18 protein-coding genes are annotated in these 20,140 nt (G+C 71.8%); 4 read left to right on the forward strand and 14 right to left on the reverse strand.

Annotated elements, in window-relative coordinates; genetic code table 11:
- Window positions 1-261: 261 nt before the first annotated feature.
- Complete coding sequence (gene glnA / locus ABZ370_RS13075; RefSeq protein ID WP_358619670.1) at window positions 262-1,671, reverse strand: type I glutamate--ammonia ligase; 1,410 nt, start codon at window positions 1,669-1,671, stop codon at window positions 262-264.
- Between the two features lie 188 nt (window positions 1,672-1,859).
- On the opposite strand from glnA, the gene ABZ370_RS13080 reads away from it, so the two are divergent.
- Entirely contained in the window at window positions 1,860-2,327 is a 468-nt protein-coding gene (locus ABZ370_RS13080; RefSeq protein ID WP_358619671.1) for an RDD family protein, read from the forward strand.
- A 110-nt stretch (window positions 2,328-2,437) separates the two neighbouring features.
- Here ABZ370_RS13080 and ABZ370_RS13085 read toward each other — a convergent pair whose 3' ends face one another.
- The 4 genes from ABZ370_RS13085 to lipB form a co-directional block, all read right to left on the reverse strand.
- Entirely contained in the window at window positions 2,438-3,118 is a 681-nt protein-coding gene (locus tag ABZ370_RS13085) for a DUF4191 domain-containing protein (RefSeq protein ID WP_358619672.1), read from the reverse strand.
- Window positions 3,119-3,128: 10 nt separating this feature from the next.
- The gene (locus ABZ370_RS13090; protein ID WP_358619673.1) at window positions 3,129-3,326 is read right to left on the reverse strand and encodes a hypothetical protein; all 198 of its coding nucleotides are present in this window, start codon (window positions 3,324-3,326) and stop codon (window positions 3,129-3,131) included.
- Window positions 3,327-3,647: 321 nt separating this feature from the next.
- Complete coding sequence (gene lipA, locus ABZ370_RS13095) at window positions 3,648-4,592, reverse strand: lipoyl synthase (RefSeq protein WP_358619675.1); 945 nt, start codon at window positions 4,590-4,592, stop codon at window positions 3,648-3,650.
- Between the two features lie 152 nt (window positions 4,593-4,744).
- Window positions 4,745-5,563 carry a lipoyl(octanoyl) transferase LipB gene (lipB, locus tag ABZ370_RS13100; protein WP_358619676.1) on the reverse strand — a complete coding sequence of 273 codons (819 nt, stop codon included), beginning with the start codon at window positions 5,561-5,563 and terminating at the stop codon, window positions 4,745-4,747.
- Window positions 5,564-5,753: 190 nt separating this feature from the next.
- On the opposite strand from lipB, the gene ABZ370_RS13105 reads away from it, so the two are divergent.
- A complete protein-coding gene (locus tag ABZ370_RS13105; RefSeq protein ID WP_358619678.1) occupies window positions 5,754-7,301 on the forward strand; it encodes a regulator in 1,548 nt (515 codons plus the stop codon).
- 18 nt (window positions 7,302-7,319) lie between these two features.
- Here the strand turns inward: ABZ370_RS13105 and ABZ370_RS13110 are convergent, their stop codons facing one another.
- The 4 genes from ABZ370_RS13110 to ABZ370_RS13125 all read right to left on the reverse strand — a co-directional run bounded on the left by ABZ370_RS13110 (window position 7,320) and on the right by ABZ370_RS13125 (window position 11,439).
- Entirely contained in the window at window positions 7,320-8,084 is a 765-nt protein-coding gene (locus ABZ370_RS13110; RefSeq protein WP_358619679.1) for a metalloregulator ArsR/SmtB family transcription factor, read from the reverse strand.
- Window positions 8,085-8,139: 55 nt separating this feature from the next.
- Complete coding sequence (locus ABZ370_RS13115) at window positions 8,140-8,913, reverse strand: nucleotidyltransferase domain-containing protein (RefSeq protein ID WP_358619681.1); 774 nt, start codon at window positions 8,911-8,913, stop codon at window positions 8,140-8,142.
- A gap of 71 nt (window positions 8,914-8,984) precedes the next feature.
- Window positions 8,985-10,313 carry an NAD(P)/FAD-dependent oxidoreductase gene (locus ABZ370_RS13120; protein WP_358619683.1) on the reverse strand — a complete coding sequence of 443 codons (1,329 nt, stop codon included), beginning with the start codon at window positions 10,311-10,313 and terminating at the stop codon, window positions 8,985-8,987.
- Between the two features lie 226 nt (window positions 10,314-10,539).
- The gene (locus tag ABZ370_RS13125) at window positions 10,540-11,439 is read right to left on the reverse strand and encodes a TIGR01777 family oxidoreductase (RefSeq protein WP_358619684.1); all 900 of its coding nucleotides are present in this window, start codon (window positions 11,437-11,439) and stop codon (window positions 10,540-10,542) included.
- Window positions 11,440-11,528: 89 nt separating this feature from the next.
- Here ABZ370_RS13125 and ABZ370_RS13130 point away from each other — a divergent pair, with 89 nt between their 5' ends.
- Entirely contained in the window at window positions 11,529-12,059 is a 531-nt protein-coding gene (locus ABZ370_RS13130; protein ID WP_358619685.1) for a GNAT family N-acetyltransferase, read from the forward strand.
- 91 nt (window positions 12,060-12,150) lie between these two features.
- Here ABZ370_RS13130 and ABZ370_RS13135 read toward each other — a convergent pair whose 3' ends face one another.
- Window positions 12,151-12,669, reverse strand: coding sequence for a DUF4240 domain-containing protein (locus ABZ370_RS13135; RefSeq protein WP_358619876.1), 519 nt, complete (start codon window positions 12,667-12,669; stop codon window positions 12,151-12,153).
- Window positions 12,670-12,821: 152 nt separating this feature from the next.
- Between ABZ370_RS13135 and ABZ370_RS13140 the strand changes: the two genes are divergently transcribed.
- A complete protein-coding gene (locus ABZ370_RS13140) occupies window positions 12,822-13,763 on the forward strand; it encodes an SDR family oxidoreductase (RefSeq protein WP_358619686.1) in 942 nt (313 codons plus the stop codon).
- A gap of 7 nt (window positions 13,764-13,770) precedes the next feature.
- Here ABZ370_RS13140 and ABZ370_RS13145 read toward each other — a convergent pair whose 3' ends face one another.
- The 4 genes from ABZ370_RS13145 to sucB form a co-directional block, all read right to left on the reverse strand.
- On the reverse strand, window positions 13,771-14,778 hold the full coding sequence (locus tag ABZ370_RS13145; RefSeq protein ID WP_358619688.1) for a WYL domain-containing protein: 1,008 nt from the start codon (window positions 14,776-14,778) through the stop codon (window positions 13,771-13,773).
- Between the two features lie 89 nt (window positions 14,779-14,867).
- Complete coding sequence (gene aceE, locus ABZ370_RS13150) at window positions 14,868-17,543, reverse strand: pyruvate dehydrogenase (acetyl-transferring), homodimeric type (RefSeq protein ID WP_358619690.1); 2,676 nt, start codon at window positions 17,541-17,543, stop codon at window positions 14,868-14,870.
- Between the two features lie 93 nt (window positions 17,544-17,636).
- Window positions 17,637-18,260: a GntR family transcriptional regulator gene (locus tag ABZ370_RS13155; RefSeq protein ID WP_358619691.1), complete on the reverse strand. Its 624-nt coding sequence runs from the start codon at window positions 18,258-18,260 to the stop codon at window positions 17,637-17,639.
- A gap of 126 nt (window positions 18,261-18,386) precedes the next feature.
- Window positions 18,387-20,099, reverse strand: a complete 1,713-nt coding sequence (gene sucB / locus ABZ370_RS13160; protein ID WP_358619693.1) for a 2-oxoglutarate dehydrogenase, E2 component, dihydrolipoamide succinyltransferase — start codon at window positions 20,097-20,099, stop codon at window positions 18,387-18,389.
- Between the last annotated feature and the right edge of the window lie 41 nt (window positions 20,100-20,140).

Here is a 20,140-nt window from a genome sequence, read left to right on the forward strand (position 1 = left end):
CCGGTACGCCCCGTTGCGAGGACGCAAAGAAGGCTGCCGCCGCACACTGAGCCTGGACAGCAGCGAGGGCCGCTACCTCGGCTATGAGGTAGCGGCCCTCGCTGGCGTCTCTGGCATCAAGTCAGTGAATCGTTCGGGCGGTGCACACTCGGTGCACAAGGGGGTGGAGAGCCAGCGGTAACAGCGAGAACTACTGAGAAGAGTTTTCGCAAGTCACAGCCTGTTCCTGGAGCCTTCGCTCAGGTCGCCCGACCCTGATCTTTAGACGTCGAAGTAGAGCTCGAACTCGTGCGGGTGCGGGCGCAGCTGCAGCGGAGCGATCTCGTTGGTGCGCTTGTACTCGATCCACGTCTCGATCAGGTCGGAGGTGAAGACACCGCCCTGGAGGAGGAACTCGTGGTCGGCCTCGAGGGCGTCGAGGACGGCCGGGAGGGAGGTCGGGACCTGGGGGACGCCCGCGTGCTCCTCGGGGGCGAGCTCGTAGAGGTCCTTGTCGATCGGCTCCGGCGGCTCGATCTTGTTCTTGATGCCGTCCAGGCCCGCGAGCAGGAGCGCGGCGAAGGCCAGGTACGGGTTGCCGGAGGAGTCCGGGGCGCGGAACTCGACGCGCTTGGCCTTCGGGTTGGAGCCCGTGATCGGGATACGCATCGCGGCCGAGCGGTTACGCTGCGAGTACACCATGTTGACCGGCGCCTCGAAGCCCGGGACCAGGCGGTGGTAGGAGTTCACCGTCGGGTTGGTGAAGGCCAGCAGCGACGGGGCGTGCTTGAGGATGCCGCCGATGTAGTAGCGGGCGGTGTCCGAGAGGCCCGCGTAGCCCTGCTCGTCGTAGAAGAGCGGGACGCCGCCCTGCCACAGCGACGAGTGGACGTGCATGCCCGAGCCGTTGTCGCCGAAGATCGGCTTCGGCATGAAGGTCGCGGTCTTGCCGTTCTTCCACGCCACGTTCTTGACGATGTACTTGAACAGCATCAGGTCGTCGGCCGCGGCCAGCAGCGTGTTGTACTTGTAGTTGATCTCGGCCTGGCCGGCGGTGCCCACCTCGTGGTGCTGGCGCTCGACCTGGAGGCCGGCCTTGTCCAGCTCCAGGCTGATCTCGGCGCGCAGGTCGGCGAAGTGGTCGACCGGCGGGGTGGGGAAGTAACCGCCCTTGTAGCGGACCTTGTAACCGCGGTTGCCCTCCAGCGCACCGGTGTTCCAGGCGCCCGCCTCGGAGTCGATGTGGTAGAAGGCCTCGTTCGCCTTGGTCTCGAAGCGCACGCTGTCGAAGACGTAGAACTCGGCCTCGGGGCCGAAGAACGCGGTGTCCGCGATGCCGGTGGAGGCGAGGTAGGCCTCGGCCTTCTTGGCGATGTTGCGCGGGTCGCGGCTGTACTGCTCGCCCGTGATCGGGTCGTGGATAAAGAAGTTGATGTTGAGCGTCTTGTCACGGCGGAAGGGGTCGATACGGGCCGTCGACAGGTCCGCACGCAGCGCCATGTCCGACTCGTGGATCGCCTGGAAGCCGCGGATCGACGAACCGTCGAAGGCCAGCTCTTCGTTCGGGTCGAACGCCTGCGCCGGTACGGTGAAGTGCTGCATGACGCCGGGAAGGTCACAGAATCGGACGTCGACGAACTTGACGTCCTCGTCCGAGATGTACTTCCGAGCGTCGTCGGCGTTCTGGAACATCCAACTCCTCCTAGCCCGGCCGCGGGGGGACGGGGGTTCGTTCGGTCGCGCGGTCGCACGTGGATGGCGCGCTGCCGCCGACGATAAGCAGGCGGGATTTCCCGGGCATGACCCATTTGTTTCACCCAGGTTAACCGGGTCAGGGGTGGTTACGGGCGTATGCGGGAGGCCGCAGTAACGTATGGCGGGTGGACAAGAGGCAAGCAATCGGATCGTGGCTTTCCGGCCCCCGCGCGGCCGCCGAGGAGATGGGCGTCGACCTGGGCTACCGCGGCCAGGGCCTGGGACTGCCCGAGAGCGGACCGGGCGCGATCGCACCGCTCGGACGCCGCTTCGGGGCGATCTTCATCGACTGGGCCCTGTGCGTGCTCGTCTCGTACGCGCTCCTGTCCGGCCGTAATCCGCAGGCCGCGGGGAACTGGGCGCTGCTCGTCTTCCTCGTGCTCAGCCTGCTGACCGTGGGCACCGTCGGCGCGACCCCCGGCAAGCTGCTGCTCAAGCTGCGGGTGGTCGGCGAGGGCGGGGCGCGGCTCAGCCTGCCGCGGGCCGTGCTGCGCAGCGTGCTGCTGCTGCTCGTCATCCCCGCGGTCGTCTTCGACCGCGACTCCCGCGGGCTGCACGACCGGCTCTCCCGGGCCGTTCAGATCCGCGTCTGAGCCGTCACCTGATCGTTGTACTGATCGCGGCGCTGATTGCATACGAAAGGCGGCCTGGGACTTGTCGTCCCGGGCCGCCTTCATCACGTGGAGTCTCGGCGTACGGCCGCTCAGCGGCCCTTCGGCATGCGCATGCCCTTGGGCATCGGGCCCTTCGGGATCGGCATGTTGCTCATGAGGTCGCCCAGCGCCCGCAGCCGCTCGTTCACGACCGTCACCTGCGCGCCCGGCAGCACCCGCGGCAGCTTCAGCAGCGTGGTGCGAAGCTTCTTGATCTCCACCTGGCCCTCGCCGGAGCCGGTGATCACGTCGTGGACCGGGACGTCCGACACGATGCGGGCCATGCGCTTCTTCTCGGCGGCCAGCATGCCCTTGAGCCGGTTCGGGTTGCCCTCGCCGACGAGCACGATGCCCGCCTTGCCGACGGCCCGGTGGACGACGTCCTGGTTGCGGTTCATCGCCACCGCCGGGGTCACCGACCAGCCGCGTCCCACGTTGTCCAGAACGGCGGCGGCCGCGCCCGGCTGGCCTTCCATCTGACCGAAGGCCGCCCGCTCGGCGCGGCGGCCGAAAATGATCGCCATCGCGAGGAAGGCCAGGACGAAGCCCAGGATGCCCAGGAAGACGGGATGGCCGATGAGGAAGCCGATGGCGAGGAGGACACCGAAGGTGATGATCCCCACGCCGGCGACCACAAGGCCGACCTTCGAGTCGACCCGTTTGGTCATCTTGTAGGTCTGGGCGATCTGCTTCAGTCGCCCGGGGTTCTCGGATGTTTCCTTCCGCGCCATAAGGCGAAGTTTACGTGGCCTGGGAAGCCCCGGTGGACACGGCCTCCATTACATGCTGGGCTTCGGTCCGGTCTTTGGCGCGGCGGCGGTCCTCCAGGACCGCGGTCCAGGCGTTACGCCGGGCTGTGCGCTGGCCGCCGCGCAGCAGCAATCCCTCCAGGGCGAGCAGCGCGTCGGTCACGGACGGGCGTACGGGCGCAGCCGGCATGGGGACCTCTCGGGAGCGGCGGAGCGGTGGATTATCACGAAGCGCGCGACTATGAGCGGTGCGTGGTTTCATCGTTACTCAATGGTGTTACCAGCGTGTGACCGGTCGGTCAAACACCGGTGAAGCCTTGGATGCGGTGTTCGTGGTGGCTGTGACCTGCGGTTTTGTCAGGTACGCGGAGTGGGTGGTGTGCCCGTACTCACACAGCGTGTTGCTCACACTGACCGGATACCGCGACCGAATGTGCCCGTCCGCGAGCGAACGGCGGCGCGAACCGCCCGGGTTCGCGCCGCCGTTGTCGCCGTGGTTGTCGGTTGGGCTTCACACCGCCTGCGCCGCGATCTCCCGCTGCTCGACGGCCTGCTGGTACAGCCGCCCCGCGCGGTAGGACGAACGGACGAGGGGGCCGGACATGACACCGGCGTAGCCGATCTCGTCCGCCTCCTCCTTCAGCTCCACGAACTCGTGCGGCTTGACCCAGCGCTCCACCGGGTGGTGCCGGGCGGAGGGGCGCAGGTACTGGGTAATGGTGATCAGCTCGCAGCCCGCGTCGTACAGGTCCTGGAGCGCCTGGCTGACCTCCTCGCGGGTCTCGCCCATGCCCAGGATCAGGTTGGACTTGGTGACCAGACCGTCCTCGCGGGCCTTGGTGATGACCTCCAGCGAGCGCTCGTAGCGGAAGCCGGGGCGGATGCGCTTGAAGATCCGCGGGACCGTCTCGACGTTGTGCGCGAGCACCTCGGGGCGGGAGGAGAAGACCTCGGCGAGCTGGTCGGGCTCCGCGTTGAAGTCCGGGATCAGCAGCTCGACGCCGGTGTCCGGCATGAGCGAGTGGATCTGCCGTACGGTCTCGGCGTACAGCCAGGCGCCGCCGTCGTCCAGGTCGTCGCGGGCGACGCCGGTGATCGTGGCGTACCGCAGCTCCATCGTCCGTACGGATTCGGCCACCCGGCGCGGCTCGTCGCGGTCCAGCGGCTGCGGCTTGCCGGTGTCGATCTGGCAGAAGTCACAGCGCCGGGTGCACTGGTCGCCGCCGATGAGGAACGTGGCCTCGCGGTCCTCCCAGCATTCGAAGATGTTCGGACAGCCCGCCTCCTGGCACACCGTGTGCAGGCCTTCCCGCTTCACCAGGCCATGCAGCTCGGTGTACTCGGGGCCCATCTTCGCCCGGGTTTTGATCCATTCGGGCTTGCGCTCGATGGGGGTCTGGCTGTTCCGGACCTCCAGACGCAGCATCTTGCGTCCGTCGGGTGCGACTGCGGACACGTCCGGCACTCCTCTTTGCTTGGCGAGTCTGGGTGGCGCGGCTTTCGAATCGTCGGCGGTCACCAGGGTACGCCCGTCATTCGTACGGATTTACGTCCAGGGCAACCGTGAGCTCGGGGGCCGCATTCCCCTGGGCCCTGTGCAGCTGGGCCCTATACGGCGCGGGGCAGCAGGACGGAGGACTCCACGACCGCCCGCAGATGCTTCTCGATCACCGGGATCACCTCGGCGACCGTCACGTCCCGGCCCAGCTCGGCCGAGAGCGACGTCACTCCCGCGTCCCGGATGCCGCACGGCACGATCCGGTCGTACGAGGTGTTGTCCGGATCGCAGTTGAACGAGAAGCCGTGCATGGTCACGCCCTTGGCGACGCGTACGCCGATCGCGCCCAGCTTGCGGTCCTCGCGGCGCTGTCCGGCGTTGGACGGGGCGTACTCCGGGCCGTTCAGCCGCGGGTCGAACTCCTCGTCCTCCACCCGTGGGTCGAACTCCAGCGTCAGCCCGCCGAGCGGGGGCCGCTGGTCCACCGGGTCGCCCAGCACCCACACCCCGCTGCGGCCCTCCACGCGAGTGGCCTCCACGCCGAGATCGGCGCAGGTCAGGAGCATGGCATCCTCCAGCCGCCGGACATGCGCGACGACGTCCACCGGGCGCGGCAGCTTGAGGATCGGATAGCCGACCAGCTGGCCGGGGCCATGCCAGGTGATCTTGCCGCCGCGGTCCACGTCCACCACCGGGGTGCCGTCGAGGGGGCGCTCGTTGTCGGCCGTGCGCCGCCCCGCCGTGTAGACGGCCTGGTGCTCGAGCAGCAGACAGGTGTCCGGGATCTCGTCCGCGAAGCGGGCCGCGTGCACCCGGCGCTGCTCCTGCCACGCCTCCTGGTAGTCGACGGCGTCCGCCCCGAACCCCAGATGGACGTAGCGCAGTCGCGTCTGCGCAGCGGGGGTCGTCCCCGGGGACGTTGCGGTCACGGCAAGCTCCTTTTCGGACCTCGTAACAGTGGGCGGTGCCTCCGCCACTGTACGACCGCGCGCTTGGGGTCCCCTATCCGGCTCGTTCTCACACGATCGGATGAAAGGAGTCCGACGAGCGCGATCAGCCCGCTACAGCCAGTTAAATTCACGCCGTTCCACAGAGCGAATCAGGGAGACCGGCAGGCTGATGACGGAACGACCCCCCCAGCGCATCCCCAATCGTCAGCTCGCCGCGCTGATTTCCGAGGCGGGTTTCTCCAATGCCGGGCTCGCCCGGCGGGTGGACCAGCTCGGGATCGAGCACGGCCTGGACCTGCGGTACGACAAGACGTCGGTGACCCGCTGGCTGCGCGGCCAGCAGCCGCGCGGCACCACCCCCGCGCTGATCGCGGAGGTGTTCACCCGGCGGCTGGGCCGTCGGCTGACCGCCCAGGATCTCGGGCTGGACGCCTGTGCACCGGTCTACGCGGGGCTGGAGTTCGCCGCCACCCCGCAGGAGGCGGTGGACATCGTCAGCGGGCTGTGGCGGAAGGACTCCGGCAGCCATGCGGAGCTGCGGAAGATCGCCTTCACCCCGGCCGGGCTCGTGGTGCCCAGCCGCGACTGGCTGATCGGCCGCCCCGACGACCGGGTCGCCCGCGGCGAGCCCCCGGCGGTCGGTGCGGTCGGTGGCCCGACCGTCCCGGCCCAGGGCGGCCGGGGCGCCGCCGTGGGGCGGGTGGCCGCCGTCGGGGCGGCCTCCGTCGGTGCCCCCTCCGCGGGGGCGGCCCCCGGCGGCCGGGCGCCGGTGCCCCGGCAGCGGCAAGTGGATCGGGTCCAGCGCGGGCCCGGCCACCGGGTGACCCCGGGCGACATCGCGGCGCTGCGCTCGGTCAGCGAGCTGTTCCGGACGCTGGACCAGACGTACGGCGGCGGCCACGCCCGGCAGGCCCTGGTGCGCTACCTGGAGCACGAGGGCGAGCCGATGCTGCGCGGCACCTACGGCGAGACGACGGGGCGGCGGCTGTTCGGCGCCGTCGCGGACCTGACCCGGCTGGCCGGGTGGACGTCGTACGACATCGCCGCGCACGGCCTGGCCCAGCGGTATTTCGTCCAGGCGCTGCGGCTCGCCCAGGCCGCCGGGGACCGGCCGTACGGCAGCTATGTGCTGGTGACCATGAGCCGTCAGGCCGTCTACCTGGGCCACGGCCGGGAGGCCGTCCAGCTCGCCAGGGTGGCCCAGCAGGGCGTGGGCGGCGGCGCCCCGCCGGTGCTCCAGTCCCTGCTGCACGCGGTCGAGGCGCGCGGGCACGCGGTGCTGGGCGAGGTACGGGCCAGCACCGCGTCGCTCGCCCGCGCCGAGCGGGCGCTGGAGACGTCGCGGCCGGGCGACGACGTGCCGCACTGGGCGCGGACCTTCGACGAGGCGCAGCTGGCCGACGAGTTCGGCCACTGCCACCGGGACCTCCAGCAGTACCGGGCCGCGGCCCAGCACGCGGAGCGCTCCCTGCGGCTGCGCGGCGCCGGGTTCGCCCGCAGCCGCCTCTTCAGCCGGGTGGTGCTGGCGACGGCCCGGCTGGGCCTGGGCGAGCTGGAGCAGGCGTGCACGCTGGGCGCGGAGGCGGCGCAGCAGGCCTCCGAGATGCGGTCGGCGCGGGCGCTGGACTACGTACGCGACTTCGAACGCCGCCTGGAGCCATACCGCGACGCCGCCCCGGTCCGCGGCTACCGCGAACGGGTCGCCGCCTTGGGGTAGGGGCCGGGTTGGGGTGGGTCAGGTTGGGTTTACGCCGAACGTTTGTGTGAGGCCCTTTGCTCCCGCCTCTGTTACGTCGATCGCTCGGCGGCGTGGGCCTCGGCGAATCCAGTCCAGGTCGAAGAGGCGGTCGGTGATCGCGGCGCCGAGGGCGCCTGCCAGGTGGTGGCGCTGTTCGGTCCAGTCCACGCAGTAGCGGATCAGCGGGCGGCGGCCGTGGAGGCGGTCCGTGTCCACGCCGAACGCGGCCAGCTCGGACCGTCCCCGGTCGGTCAGTCGGTACGGGGTGTCGTTGCCGGGGGCGGACAGCCGGTCGCGTTCGGCCGTCTCCGGGTGGTGGCGGCCGTCGCCGCCGGTCAGCACGCCGCGTTCCAGCAGGGCGGCCATCAGCGCCACGCCCAGGCCACCCGCGACGTGGTCGTAGCAGGTGCGGGCCCGGCGCAGGGCGTGGGCGTGTCCGGCCGCGCGCAGCGAGGTGACGGGCAGCGGCGGTGCGATCCTGGCCAGCGCCTCGATGGCCTCGCCGACGGCGGGGCCGGTCAGCCGGTAGTAGCGGTGCCGCCCCTGCTGTTCGACGCGGACGACACCGGCCTCCAGCAGCTTCGCCAGATGCCCGCTCACCGTGGAGGCGCTCACCCCCGCCTCGGTGGCCAGCACGCTCGCGGGCAGCGCCCGCCCCTCCGCCAGCGCCAGCAGGACGCGGGCGCGGGAGGCGTCCGCGAGGGCGGTGGCAGCGCGGGCGATGTCCGCGTCGCGGGCGGGAGAGGTGGGCGAGAGGGCCATGAGCCCAGCGTAGGACGCGGTCGTTTCGGTGCCCGGCGAAGTGTGGGGGAGCGGGTCAGTGCGCCGCCGCGAACATCTCCTCCGCCTCGGCGATCGACCGGGCCAGGGTCTCGGGTTCCGGGCGGAGGCCGGTGGTGATCGTGTCGAGGTCGCGGAGGCCCGCCCGCCGTAGGAGGCGTTTTTCGTTGGTGACCCACTCGCCGCGTGCCGCCAGCACCGCGTGGGCGGTCTGCATGGCGGCGGTGGCCAGCGCGCCCGCGACCTCCGTGGCCTGGCCGTGCCGGACGTACGAGCCCTTGGCGTACGCGAGCGTCAGGGCGGCCCGGTCGCGCCAGAACGGGGGAGCCGCCGCGCGCAGCGCCTCCGGGTAGGCGGGGCGGGGCAGGGCGCCGCGGAGTACCTGATTGATGGCGAGTTCGGCGACGAGCAGATAGCTGGGGATGCCCGCGAGGTGGAAGAGGAGCGGTTCCCAGTGGAAGCGGCCCTGCCGGGCCTCGGCGAGTTCGTGGTCGACGACGTCGAGGTCGCGGTAATGGACGTCGACGTGGCGGCCGTCGATCGTGAGCCAGGCGCCGCCGTTGAAGACGCCGCCGCCCCAGCCGCCGATCTCGGAGACCTCGCCCTCCCAGCCGACCGCCCGCAGATCGGCCGGGTCGAAGCCGCCCCGGTAGTAGAGGGCCAGGTCCCAGTCGCTGTCCGGGGTGTGGGTCCGCTGGGCGCGCGAACCGCCGAGGGTGACGGCGTGCACGGCGGGCAGGGCGGCGAGCCGGTCGGCGGCCTGGTCGAGGAATGGGTCGGGGAATGGGGCGAGGGGAGTTTCGTCGGTCATGAGGGTCCGATTGTGCGCAGTGCCCGCCGTGCGCTCAAGCGGCTTTCGTTCGGCAACGCCCGGGCCCGCGGTCAGGCCGCCGCCACGGGGACGGCGGGGGTGTCGGAGCCGGGGGTGGCGCCGAAGTCCTGGAGCACCGCCCGGGCGGCGCGGCGGCCGGAGACGAGGGCGCCCTGCACGGTGCTGGCGTCGCGGTGGTCGCCGCATACGTACAGGCCGGACAGCAGCCGCACCGGGCGCCGCAGGTCGTGGGGTGCGGGCATGGCGGGTACCGCGTGCGGGTCGTGGTGGGCGGCCAGCAGCTCCCAGTCGGCGGTGGAGGTGCCGTAGACCGCGGCGAGCTGGGCCCTGGCCTGCCGGTCGAGTTCGGCGGCCGGGAGGCCTGCGGCGGTGCCCAGCACGGTGGAGGTGATCAGCACCCGGCCGCCCGGCGCGCGCGAGGGGTCGACCTCGCTCGCGACCGTGGTGTGGGCGACGGGGCCCTGGCCGCCCGCGGCGAGGATCAGCGCGGGTTCGCGCAGGGGCGGCTGGTCGGCGGTGTGGTGCAGCACGGTGACCGGGTGGAAGGCGGGCAGCCGCAGCCCGGGGAGCAGCTCGGCGGCGTCGTGCGCCCCGGTGGCCACCAGCACCGCGCGGCAGCGGATCTCGCCGTGTCCGGCGGTGGTCACGGCGGTGGTGGCGGCCGAGGTGGCCCGTACGCCGGTGCGGACGGTCCCCGGCGGCAGGGCCGCGGCCAGCAGCTCGGGGACGGTGGCGGCGCCGCCCGCCGGAAGGCACAGCCTGCCGCGGGCGTAGCCGCGCAGCACCAGGTCGGCGCAGCGGCTGGACGTGTTCAGGCCCGGATCGCTCAGCAGCGAGACGAGGAGCGGGCGCAGCACGCTCTCGACGGTACGAGCGGGAAGGCCCCGCCCCGCCAGGGTCTCGTGGACCGGCCGGTCGGGGCGGGCGAGGAGGCGGTCCGCGGGCAGGGCGGCGAGCCTGCCGAGCGCGGCACCGAGTCGGGCCTGATCGAGTCCGCCGCCCAGAGGCGCGCGGGCAGCGCTTGCGAGGGCGCGCGCCGTGGTGAGTGCGCCCCTTGTGCTCCGGGCGCCGCGGGGGGTGCCGATCCGCTGCGTACGGCCGTCGCTGTGCACCAGCACTCCCTGCGAGAAGGGGCGCAGGGCGAGGGCGTCGAGTCCCGGGGTGTGCCGCAGTTCGGGGAAGGAGGTGTTCACCAGCTGTCCGGTGCGGTCCAGCCGGAAGCCGTCGACCGTATCGGTGGTCATGCGTCCGCCGACCCGGGGCGCGGCCTCCAGGACCGTGACCTCCATCCCCGCGCCGGTCAGCGACTGGGCGGCGGCCAGCCCCGCGAGTCCGGCTCCCACGATGACGACGTCCGTGCGGTGCGCGCTGGTGAGCACGTTCCCTCCCCGGGGTCGGGATGGAGCGGATCGGAACGGTCACGACGGTAGGGGCAAAAACGGTCGATGACAGACGCGCATCGACCGAGCACGGGCGCACAACGGTCGCACGCCGATCGGGTAATGACCTGGCAACGGCCCGTCGAGGGACCGGCGAAGGTTTGTAGACGACCCGTCAGCGCCCCGTCAGCACCCCGCCGACGAACCCTCAGCGCACTCAGTGTCGTCAGTGTCGTCGGTCCGCCGCCGCCTTCAGCGCCTCGTCGACATGCGGGTGGGCGAAGGAGAAGCCCGAGTCCAGGAGCTTGCGGGGGAGGGCCCGCACACTGCCGAGGATGTCGGTGGACATCTCGCCCAGGGCGATCCGCAGGGCCGGGGCGGGCACATGGAGGAGCGTCGGGCGGCGCAGCACCCGGCCCATGGCCTCGGTCATCTCACGGTTGGTCACGGGGGAGGGGCTGGTGAGGTTGACGGGGCCGCTGAGGTCCGCCGTGTCGAGGATGTGGCGCAGCGCGGCGATGTGGTCGTGCAGGGCGATGAAGCTCCAGTACTGCCGACCGTTGCCCATCCGTCCGCCGAGGCCCGCCTTGAACAGCGGGAAGAGGCGGCCCCACGCGCCGCCCTCGGGCGCGATCACCAGACCGCTGCGGAGGAAGACCGTGCGGACGTCCGCCTCCTGCGCCGCGGCGGTCGCCTCCTCCCAGTCCTGGCAGAGGTCCGGGAGGAAACCGTGCCCAGGGGGCGCGCTCTCATCCACCGCGCGCTCCCCCGTGTCTCCGTAGAACCCCACCGCGCTTCCACTCACCAGCACCCGGGGCGGAGTGTCCAGGGAGGCCACGGCCTCGGCGATGGCGGCCGTGCCCAGCACCCGGCTGTCCCGCAGCTCCTTCTTGTACGCGGCGGTCCAGCGGTGCTCGGCGATGCCCGCGCCCGCGAGGTGGACGACGGCCTCACAGCCCGTCAGCCCGGCGGTGTCGACCCACTGCCGGTGCGGGTCCCACTCGACTTCCGCCTCCTCGCGGGGAGTTCGCCGCACCAGACGCACGACCTGGTGGCCGTCCCGGCGCAGTGAGTGGACGAGGGCCGTGCCGATGAGCCCGGTGGAACCGGTGACCGCGATGCGCATGGGCCCATCCTGCCCCCGATCTTCCGGGGGATGTCGGACGTGCTTTACGGGGGATGTCGGACCCGGGGGGTGCGTGGCAGAGTGACCGCATGTCCGAGCCCTCCGCCCCGCCTCAGCCGTCCGCCCTGCCCGGACCGTTCATCCGGCGCGCGGTGCTCGACGACGAGCAGGCGCTGGTATCGCTGGAGCGCCGCACCTGGTCCACGCTGCACTCCGTACAGCCGGCTCCGGAGCCGCCGTACGACGCCTTCTTCACCCACCGCAACCGCCCCGTCCACGTCATGGTGGCCGAGCTGGACGGGCGCACGGTCGGCTTCCTGCGGCTCGTCCCGCCGACGCAGCTGGCCTGCAACGCGCACGTCCGCCAGATACAGGGGCTCGCCGTGGACCCGGTGGGGCGCGGCCGGGGCGTCGCGCGGGCGCTGCTGAGCGCGGCGTACGAGGATGCGCTGCGGCAGGGCGCGGGCCGGATCACCCTGCGGGTGCTCGGCCACAACCTCCCGGCGCGGCGGCTCTACGAGTCGGAGGGGTTCGTGGTGGAGGGCGTCCTGCCGGGGGAGTTCCTGCTGGACGGCGTGTACGTGGACGATGTGCTGATGGGACGCCCTCTCACAGGCTGAGCCACTGAGCCCACGCAGGCCGAGCCCTCACCGGCAGCGCCCCGCACCGCTCTCCCCGCACCCCCGCGCACACCGCGACCCGGCGCCCGGGTCAGTCGCGGAAGCGCTCCCAGAGCCGGGGGTACCGCTCCGCCAGCGCCCCGTCGTTCTCGAGGTCGACCGTCGCGCCGATCGGCTCGTCCGTCCGCGCCGGAAGCCCCAGCTCCGGCAGCACCAGGCCGGTGAGCTGCTCGTACGCCTCGTCCGCCGCGAACCCCAGGTCCTCGCAGTCGCCGTCCACCTGCTCGTCGAAGTCGTCGAGCAGCTCGGCCAGGGCGTCCGGATCGTGCAGCGCGCCCTCGAAGACGTCCCGGCCCTGGCCGATCAGCCAGTAGCGGAACGCCTCGAAGGCGTCATCGCTGACACCGCCCAGCAACACCCACGCGGCGCCCCACAGATCCCAGCGGTAGGCCCGGTTGGCGCGGGCCTCGAAGTGCCGGGCGAAGTCCAGCACGGAGTCCGGGTCGAGCCGCATCAGCTGCTCGACGAGCAGGTCGGACTGGTCCTCGGGGTCGCCCTCGGCGGCCTCCCGAGCGCTGTCGACCAGCCCCCAGAACTCCGTCTCGTCCATCATCACGGGACCAGCATCGGCCCTCGGGCCCACCCCCGCACGCCGAGCGCCCCAGATGCGGCCCTCTTGTTATATGGGACAGAGGATGTCGGGTTTCCTTGCGATCGTCGAACGCGGCACTGAGGACGGCTCCACGGAGAGGACATACATACGTGAGCACACAGGGCACGCGGGACGAGGCACAGCGGCCACTGGCGGGCAAGGTGGCGCTCGTCGCGGGGGCGACGCGCGGCGCGGGCCGCGCGATGGCCGTCGAGCTGGGCGCGGCGGGCGCCACCGTCTACGCGACGGGACGCACCACCCGGGACCGGATCAGCGAGGTCGGGCGGGCGACGGAGACCATCGAGGAAACCGCGGAACTGATCACGGCGGCGGGCGGGACGGGCATCGCGGTGCCGACCGACCACCTGGAGCCGGAGCAGGTACGGGCGCTGATCGAGCGCGTCGACCGTGAGCAGGGGCGGCTGGACGTCCTGGTCAACGATGTCTGGGGCGGCGAGCACCTGATCGCGTTCGGCAAGAAGTCCTGGGAGAACGACCTGGCCGGGGGGCTGCGGATGCTCCGGCTCGGCGTCGAGACCCACCTGATCACCAGCTATTACGCGCTGCCGCTGCTGATCCGGAACCCGGGCGGCCTGGTGATCGAGGTGACCGACGGCAACGCGGAGTTCAACAAGACCTACCGGGAGAACCTCTTCTACGACCTCGCCAAGAACGCCCCCATCCGCACCGCCTTCGGGCTCGCGGAGGAGCTGAGGGAGTTCGACGGCACGGCGGTGTGCGTCTCCCCGGGCTTCCTGCGCTCCGAACAGATGCTGGACCACTTCGGGGTCACCGAGGCGAACTGGCGGGACGCGGTCGAGCGGGAGCCGCACTTCGCCATCGCCGAGTCCCCGCACTTCATCGGGCGCGCCGTCGCCGCGCTCGCCGCCGACCCGGAGCGGGCGCGCTGGAACGGCAAGTCCGTCTTCAGCGGGGAGCTGGCCAAGGTCTACGGCTGCACCGACCTCGACGGCTCCCGGCCGGACGCCTTCGGGTACTTCCGTGACGTCGTCTTCGGCGGCGAGGAGGGCACCGCCGCCGACTACCGGTAGCCAGTAGCTAGGTGTAGAGGTCCGTCATGCGCCGCGCCGCCGCCGCGAACCGCTCCCGCAGTTCCGGCGGCGACAGCACCTCCGCCTCCGGGCCGAGGGCGAGGAGCTGGGCGTACGCCACCTCGGCCGACTCCACGGGCAGGGTGACGGTGACCCGCCCTTCCCCGTCCGGCTCCCCGGCCGACCGCACGGCCTCCTCGCCCGCCGTGCGGTCCGTGACGTACGGCAGGGTGCGGGCGCCGTCCGGGGTGAGGCGCACGGTGATCTTCTCGCGGAGGATCGAGCGGGCGAACTGCGCCGCCCGCTCCTCCCAGAAGGCGGGCAGGTCGAACGTTTCATCACGCCGGAAACGGCCCTCGCCGGGCGTGGGCCCGACCGTGGCGAGCCGGTCCACCCGGTAGACCCGGAAGTCGCCCTGGGAGCCTCCGGAGCCACCGGAGCCTCCGGAGGCAGCGGCGCGGGCCGCCAGGTACCAGACGCCCGCCTTGAGGACGAGCCCGTACGGCTCCAGCTCGCGGTCCACCTCCGTGTCCCGGCGGCGGTAGCGCACCGCGAGCCGCCGGTCGTCCCACACCGCGTCGGCGACGTCCGGCAGCAGGGTCGGCGTCTGCGGCTCCTGCCACCACCCCGGGGCGTCGAGGTGGAAGCGCTGGGCCACCGTGCGGGAGGCGTCGCGCAGCTCGGGCAGGAGCGCGGCGGACACCTTCAGCCGGGCGGCGGAGGCGGCGTCGGCGAGCCCCATCTCGCGCAGCGCGGACGGCACCCCGGAGAGGAACAGCGCCTCGGCCTCGGTGCGGCCGAGGCCGGTCAGCCGGGTGCGGTAGCCGCCGATGAGCCGGTAGCCACCGGCCCGGCCGCGGTCCGCGTAGACCGGGACCCCGGCCTCGGAGAGCGCAGCGGCGTCCCGCGTCACCGTGCGCTCCGAAACCTCCAGCTCACGCGCCAGCTCGGCCCCCGTCATCGAGGGCCGAGCCTGGAGCAGAAGCACCATCTTGATCAGCCGCGCGGCACGCACCGCCCCATCATGCCGTGCCGCACGTGCCGCAGGAGGTTTTGCCCCCCACCCGGGGAAGAAGGCACCGGACGGGGGGCGGCAGTGGGGCCTCAGAGGCCGTAGCGCTGAGCGGCTTCCTTGGGCGCCGTGGCCTTGACCGAGCCCTGCTTGGCGAGCCGGGCCAGCGCGTTGACCACGATCGACGGGACGTCCACCCCGAAGTGGCGGCGGGCCGCGTCGCGGGTGTCGGAGAGACCGAAGCCGTCGGTGCCGAGCGAGTACCAGTCCTGCTCGACCCACTGGCTGATCTGGTCCGGTACCGCCCGCATCCAGTCGCTGACCGCGAGGACCGGGCCCGGTGCGCCTGCCAGGGCACGGGTGACGTACGGGACCCGGTCTTCGCCGTTGAGCTGCGCCGCGTCACAGGACAGGGCATCGCGGCGCAGCTCGCTCCAGGAGGTGGCGGACCACACGTCGGCGGCCACGCCCCAGTCGTCGGCGAGCAGTTTCTGGGCCTCCAGCACCCAGTGGATGGCGGTGCCGGAGGCGAGGAGCTGGATACGGGGGGCGTCGGCGGCGGGCGCCTCGGCCTCGTTGAAGCGGTAGAGACCCTTGACGATGCCTTCCTCGACGCCGTCGCGCCGAGGCATCGGCGGCTGCACCTTGGTCTCGTTGTAGACCGTGAGGTAGTAGAAGACGTCCTCGGCCTGCGGGCCGTACATCCGCCGCAGCCCGTCCCGCACGATCACGCCGACCTCGTACGCGAACGCCGGGTCGTAGGAGAGCGCCGCCGGGTTGGTGGAGGCGATCAGATGCGAGTGGCCGTCCGCGTGCTGCAGGCCCTCACCGGTCATGGTGGTGCGGCCCGCGGTGGCGCCGATCAGGAAGCCGCGGCCGAGCTGGTCGCCGAGCGCCCACATCTGGTCGGCGGTGCGCTGCCAGCCGAACATCGAGTAGAAGATGTAGAAGGGGATCATCGGCTCGCCGTGCGTCGCGTACGACGTGGCGGCGGCGGTGAAGTCGGCCATCGAACCGGCCTCGGTGATCCCCTCGTTGAGGATCTGACCGTTCTTGGCTTCCTTGTAGTACAGGAGCTGATCGCGGTCGACCGGGTCGTAGGTCTGGCCGAGCGGGGAGTAGATCCCGGCGGTCGGGAAGAGCGACTCCATGCCGAAGGTACGGGCCTCGTCGGGCACGATCGGCACCCAGCGGTGGCCGGTCTCCTTGTCCCGCATCAGGTCCTTGACCAGGCGTACGAAGGCCATGGTCGTGGCGATCTCCTGGGTGCCGGAGCCCTTGGCCAGGGCTTCGAACGGCTTGGCCGACGGCTCGGGCAGGGCCACCGCGTGGACCTTGCGGGCCGGGGCGGGGCCGCCGAGGGCGGCGCGGCGCTCCTGGAGGTAGCGGACCTCGGGGGAGTCCTGACCGGGGTGGACGTACGGTACGAGGGCGTCGTCCAGCTTGCTGTCCGGGATGGGCAGCTCCAGGAGGTCGCGCATGGCGCGGAACTCCTTGCCGGTCAGCTTCTTCATCTGGTGGTTCGCGTTGCGCGACTCGAAGGTGGGGCCGAGGGTGTACCCCTTGACGGTCTGCGCGAGGACGACGGTCGGGGCGCCCTTGTGTTCCATGGCCGCGCGGTAGGCCGCGTACACCTTGCGGGGCTCGTGGCCCGCGCGGGAGGTGTGGAAACACTCGGCCAGCTTGGCGTCGGACAGCGTCTTCGCCAGCTCGGCGAGGGCCGGGTCGGCGCCGAAGAAGTGCTCGCGGATGTAGGCGGCGTCGCGGGTCGCGTACGTCTGGAACTGGGCGTCGGGGACCTCGCGCAGCCGGCGCGCCAGCGCACCGGAGGCGTCCCGGGTGAACAGCTCGTCCCAGGCGGAGCCCCACAGCGACTTGACGACGTTCCACCCGGCGGCGCGGAACTGGGCCTCCAGCTCCTGCACGATCTTGAAGTTGGCGCGTACCGGGCCGTCGAGGCGCTGCAGGTTGCAGTTGATGACGAACGTCAGGTTGTCCAGGCCCTCACGCCCGGCCAGCGCCAGGGCGGCGGTCGACTCCGGCTCGTCCATCTCGCCGTCGCCGAGGAACGCCCAGACGTGGGAGTTCGCGGTGTCCTTGACGCCGCGGGCGGCCAGGTAGCGGTTGAAGCGGGCCTGGTAGATCGCGGAGATCGGGCCGAGGCCCATCGAGACGGTGGGGAACTCCCACAGCGAGGGCATCCGGCGCGGATGGGGATAGGAGGGCAGGCCCTCGCCGCCCGCCTCCCGGCGGAAGCGGTCGAGGTGCTGCTCGGTCAGCCGGCCGTCGAGGAAGGCGCGGGCGTAGATGCCGGGGGAGGCGTGGCCCTGGATGTAGAGCTGGTCGCCGCTCCCGTCGGCCTCCTTGCCGCGGAAGAAGTGCTGGAAGCCCGTTTCGTAGAGCCAGGCGGCGGAGGCGAAGGTGGCGATGTGCCCGCCGAGGCCGTCCTTGCTCCCGCGGGTGACCATCGCGGCTGCGTTCCACCGGTTCCAGGCGGTGATCCGGCGCTCCATGGCCTCGTCACCGGGGAACGCGGGCTCCGCGGCGGTCGGGATGGTGTTGATGTAGTCCGACTCCAGCAGCGGCGGCAGCGCCAGTCCGGTGCCCTCGGCACGCTCCAGGGTGCGGCGCATCAGGTACGAGGCGCGGTGCGGGCCGGCGGCCTGGGTGACGGCAGCGAGCGAGGCGCCCCACTCGGCGGTCTCCTCGGGGTCCCGGTCGGGGAACTGGTCGAGCGCACTCGGCTGCGTGCTTGCGAGATCGGTCATGCGATCGACTGTAAGTTCTGATCGATGATCGATCAAAGTAGATGAAGCGAAAAACTTCTCCGAAAGGCGAAATTGGCATTCCGTGCCGCGAAATCAGGCACGCGGTGCACAGCCGAGCACATGGGCCTTGACCAGCTCCCCCACCCGTGGGTCCCGCCGCCGGAACGCCTCCACCACGGCCTCGTGCTCCTCGGCGTACGACTGCTGCACGGTGCCCAGCCAGCGGATCGACAGCGTCGTCCAGATCTCGATGCCCAGCGACTCCCAGGTGTGCAGCAGCACGCTGTTGCCCGACGCCCGCACCAGCTCCCGGTGGAAGGCCACGGTGTGCCGCACCTGGGCCTCCCCGTCGGCTCTGCGGTCGGCCTCGTACAGCGCCCGCACCTCGGGCTCCAGCGCCGAGGTGTCCTCGGCCAGCCGGACGGCCGCCAGCTCGGCGGCGATCTGCTCCAGACCGGCCCGCACCGGATAGATCTCCTCCAGGTCGGCGGCGGTCAGATTCCGCACCCGGACGCCCTTGTTCGGAGCCGACTCGATCAGCCGCAGCGTCTCCAGCTCGCGCAGCGCCTCCCGTACGGGCGTCTGGCTCACCTCCAGCTCGGTGGCGATGCGCCGCTCCACGATCCGCTCGCCCGGCTTCCACCGCCCGCTGACGATCCCCTCCACGATGTGCTCGCGGATCTGTTCGCGCAGCGAGTGGACGACGGGCGGGATCATAGGGAGCGCTCCTTCGGAACCAGTGGTGAACGGAAGTCATTATCCAGGTGGCGTGAGCGTAGGCATGAAAAAGGGCCGCGCCCCGCACGGAAGCCCGTGCGGGGCGCGGCCGTCTGCCGGAGGGGATCAGAGGCCCAGCTCGACCTCGAACTCGCCGGCCTCCAGGATCTCCTTGACCGCGGTCAGGTAGCGGGCCGCGTCGGCACCGTCCACCAGGCGGTGGTCGTAGGAGAGCGCCAGGTACGTCATGTCGCGCACCGCGATGGTCTCGCCCAGGTCCGGGTGGTTGATGACCACCGGACGCTTGACGGTCGCGCCGATGCCCAGGATGGCGACCTGGTTCGGGGGCACGATGACCGTGTCGAACAGCGCACCGCGCGAGCCGGTGTTGCTGATCGTGAAGGTGGCGCCGGACATGTCGTCCGGGCTGATCTTGCTGGAGCGGACCTTGCCCGCCAGCTCCGCCGTCTTCTTGGAGATACCCGCGATGTTGAGGTCGCCGGCGCCCTTGATGACCGGGGTCATCAGGCCCTTCTCGGCGTCCACCGCGATGCCGATGTTCTCCACGTCGAAGTACGTGATCGTGTCGTCGTCGTTGATCCGGGCGTTGACGGCCGGGTGGGCCTTCAGCGCCTGGACGGCGGCCTTCACGAAGAACGGCATCGGCGAGAGCTTGACGCCCTCACGCTGCGCGAACGACTCCTTGGCCTGGCCACGCAGCCGCATGACCTTGGTGATGTCCACCTCGACCACGCTGGTCAGCTGGGCCTGGCCGTGCAGCGCCTTCATCATGTTGTCGCCGATGACCTTGCGCATCCGCGGCATCTTGATGGTCTGGCCGCGCAGCGGGGAGACCTCCTGCTTGGCCGCCTTCGGCGCGGCGGCGGCCGGAGCCGGCGCCTGGGCCTGGGCCGCGGCCTTGGCGGCCTCGGCGGCGGCGATGACGTCCTGCTTGCGGATGCGGCCGCCGACGCCGGTGCCCTTGAGGGTGCCCAGGTCCACGCCGTTCTCCGCGGCGAGCTTGCGCACCAGCGGGGTCACGTACGCGCCCTCGGCCTCGGGGGAGGTCGGAGCCGGGATCGACGGGGCCTTGGCGGCCGGGGCCGGGGCGGCCGCCGGAGCCGGAGCGGCCGGGGCCGGGGTGGGCTCCGGAGCGGGGGCCGGGGCCTCCTCCTTGACCGGCTCGGGAGCCGGGGCGGGGGCGGCCGGGGCCTCGGCGGGCGCGGCGGCCGGAGCGGCACCGGCCACGCCGATCACGGCGAGCTTGGCGCCGACCTCGGCGGTCTCGTCCTCGCCGACCAGGATCTCCAGCAGAGTGCCCGCGGTCGGCGCCGGGATCTCGGTGTCGACCTTGTCGGTGGAGACCTCCAGGAGCGGCTCGTCGGCCTCGACCGACTCGCCGACCTCCTTGAGCCAGCGGGTCACGGTGCCCTCGGTGACGCTCTCGCCGAGCGCCGGGAGGACCACATCGGTGCCCTCGGCGCCACCGGACGGGGCGGCGGCGGGGGCCGGGGCCTCGGCCGCGGGGGCCGGGGCGGGCTCGGGCTGAGCCGCCGGAGCGGGCTCGGCGGCCGGGGCGGGGGCCTCGGCCGGGGCGCCCTCGCCGTCGTCGATGACGGCCAGCTCGGCGCCGACCTCGACCGTCTCGTCCTCGGCCACCTTGATGGACGTCAGCACACCGGCGCTGGGCGCCGGGATCTCGGTGTCGACCTTGTCGGTCGAGACCTCGAGCAACGGCTCGTCGGCCTCGACTCGCTCACCTTCGGCCTTGAGCCAACGGGTGACGGTGCCCTCGGTCACGCTCTCGCCGAGCGCCGGCAGGGTTACGGAAACCGCCATGGTTTTCGGTTGCTCCTTAACGATCTTTGCGGATTGTTCGC

The organism is Streptomyces sp. NPDC005962 (assembly GCF_040629205.1).
Taxonomy (GTDB): domain Bacteria; phylum Actinomycetota; class Actinomycetes; order Streptomycetales; family Streptomycetaceae; genus Streptomyces.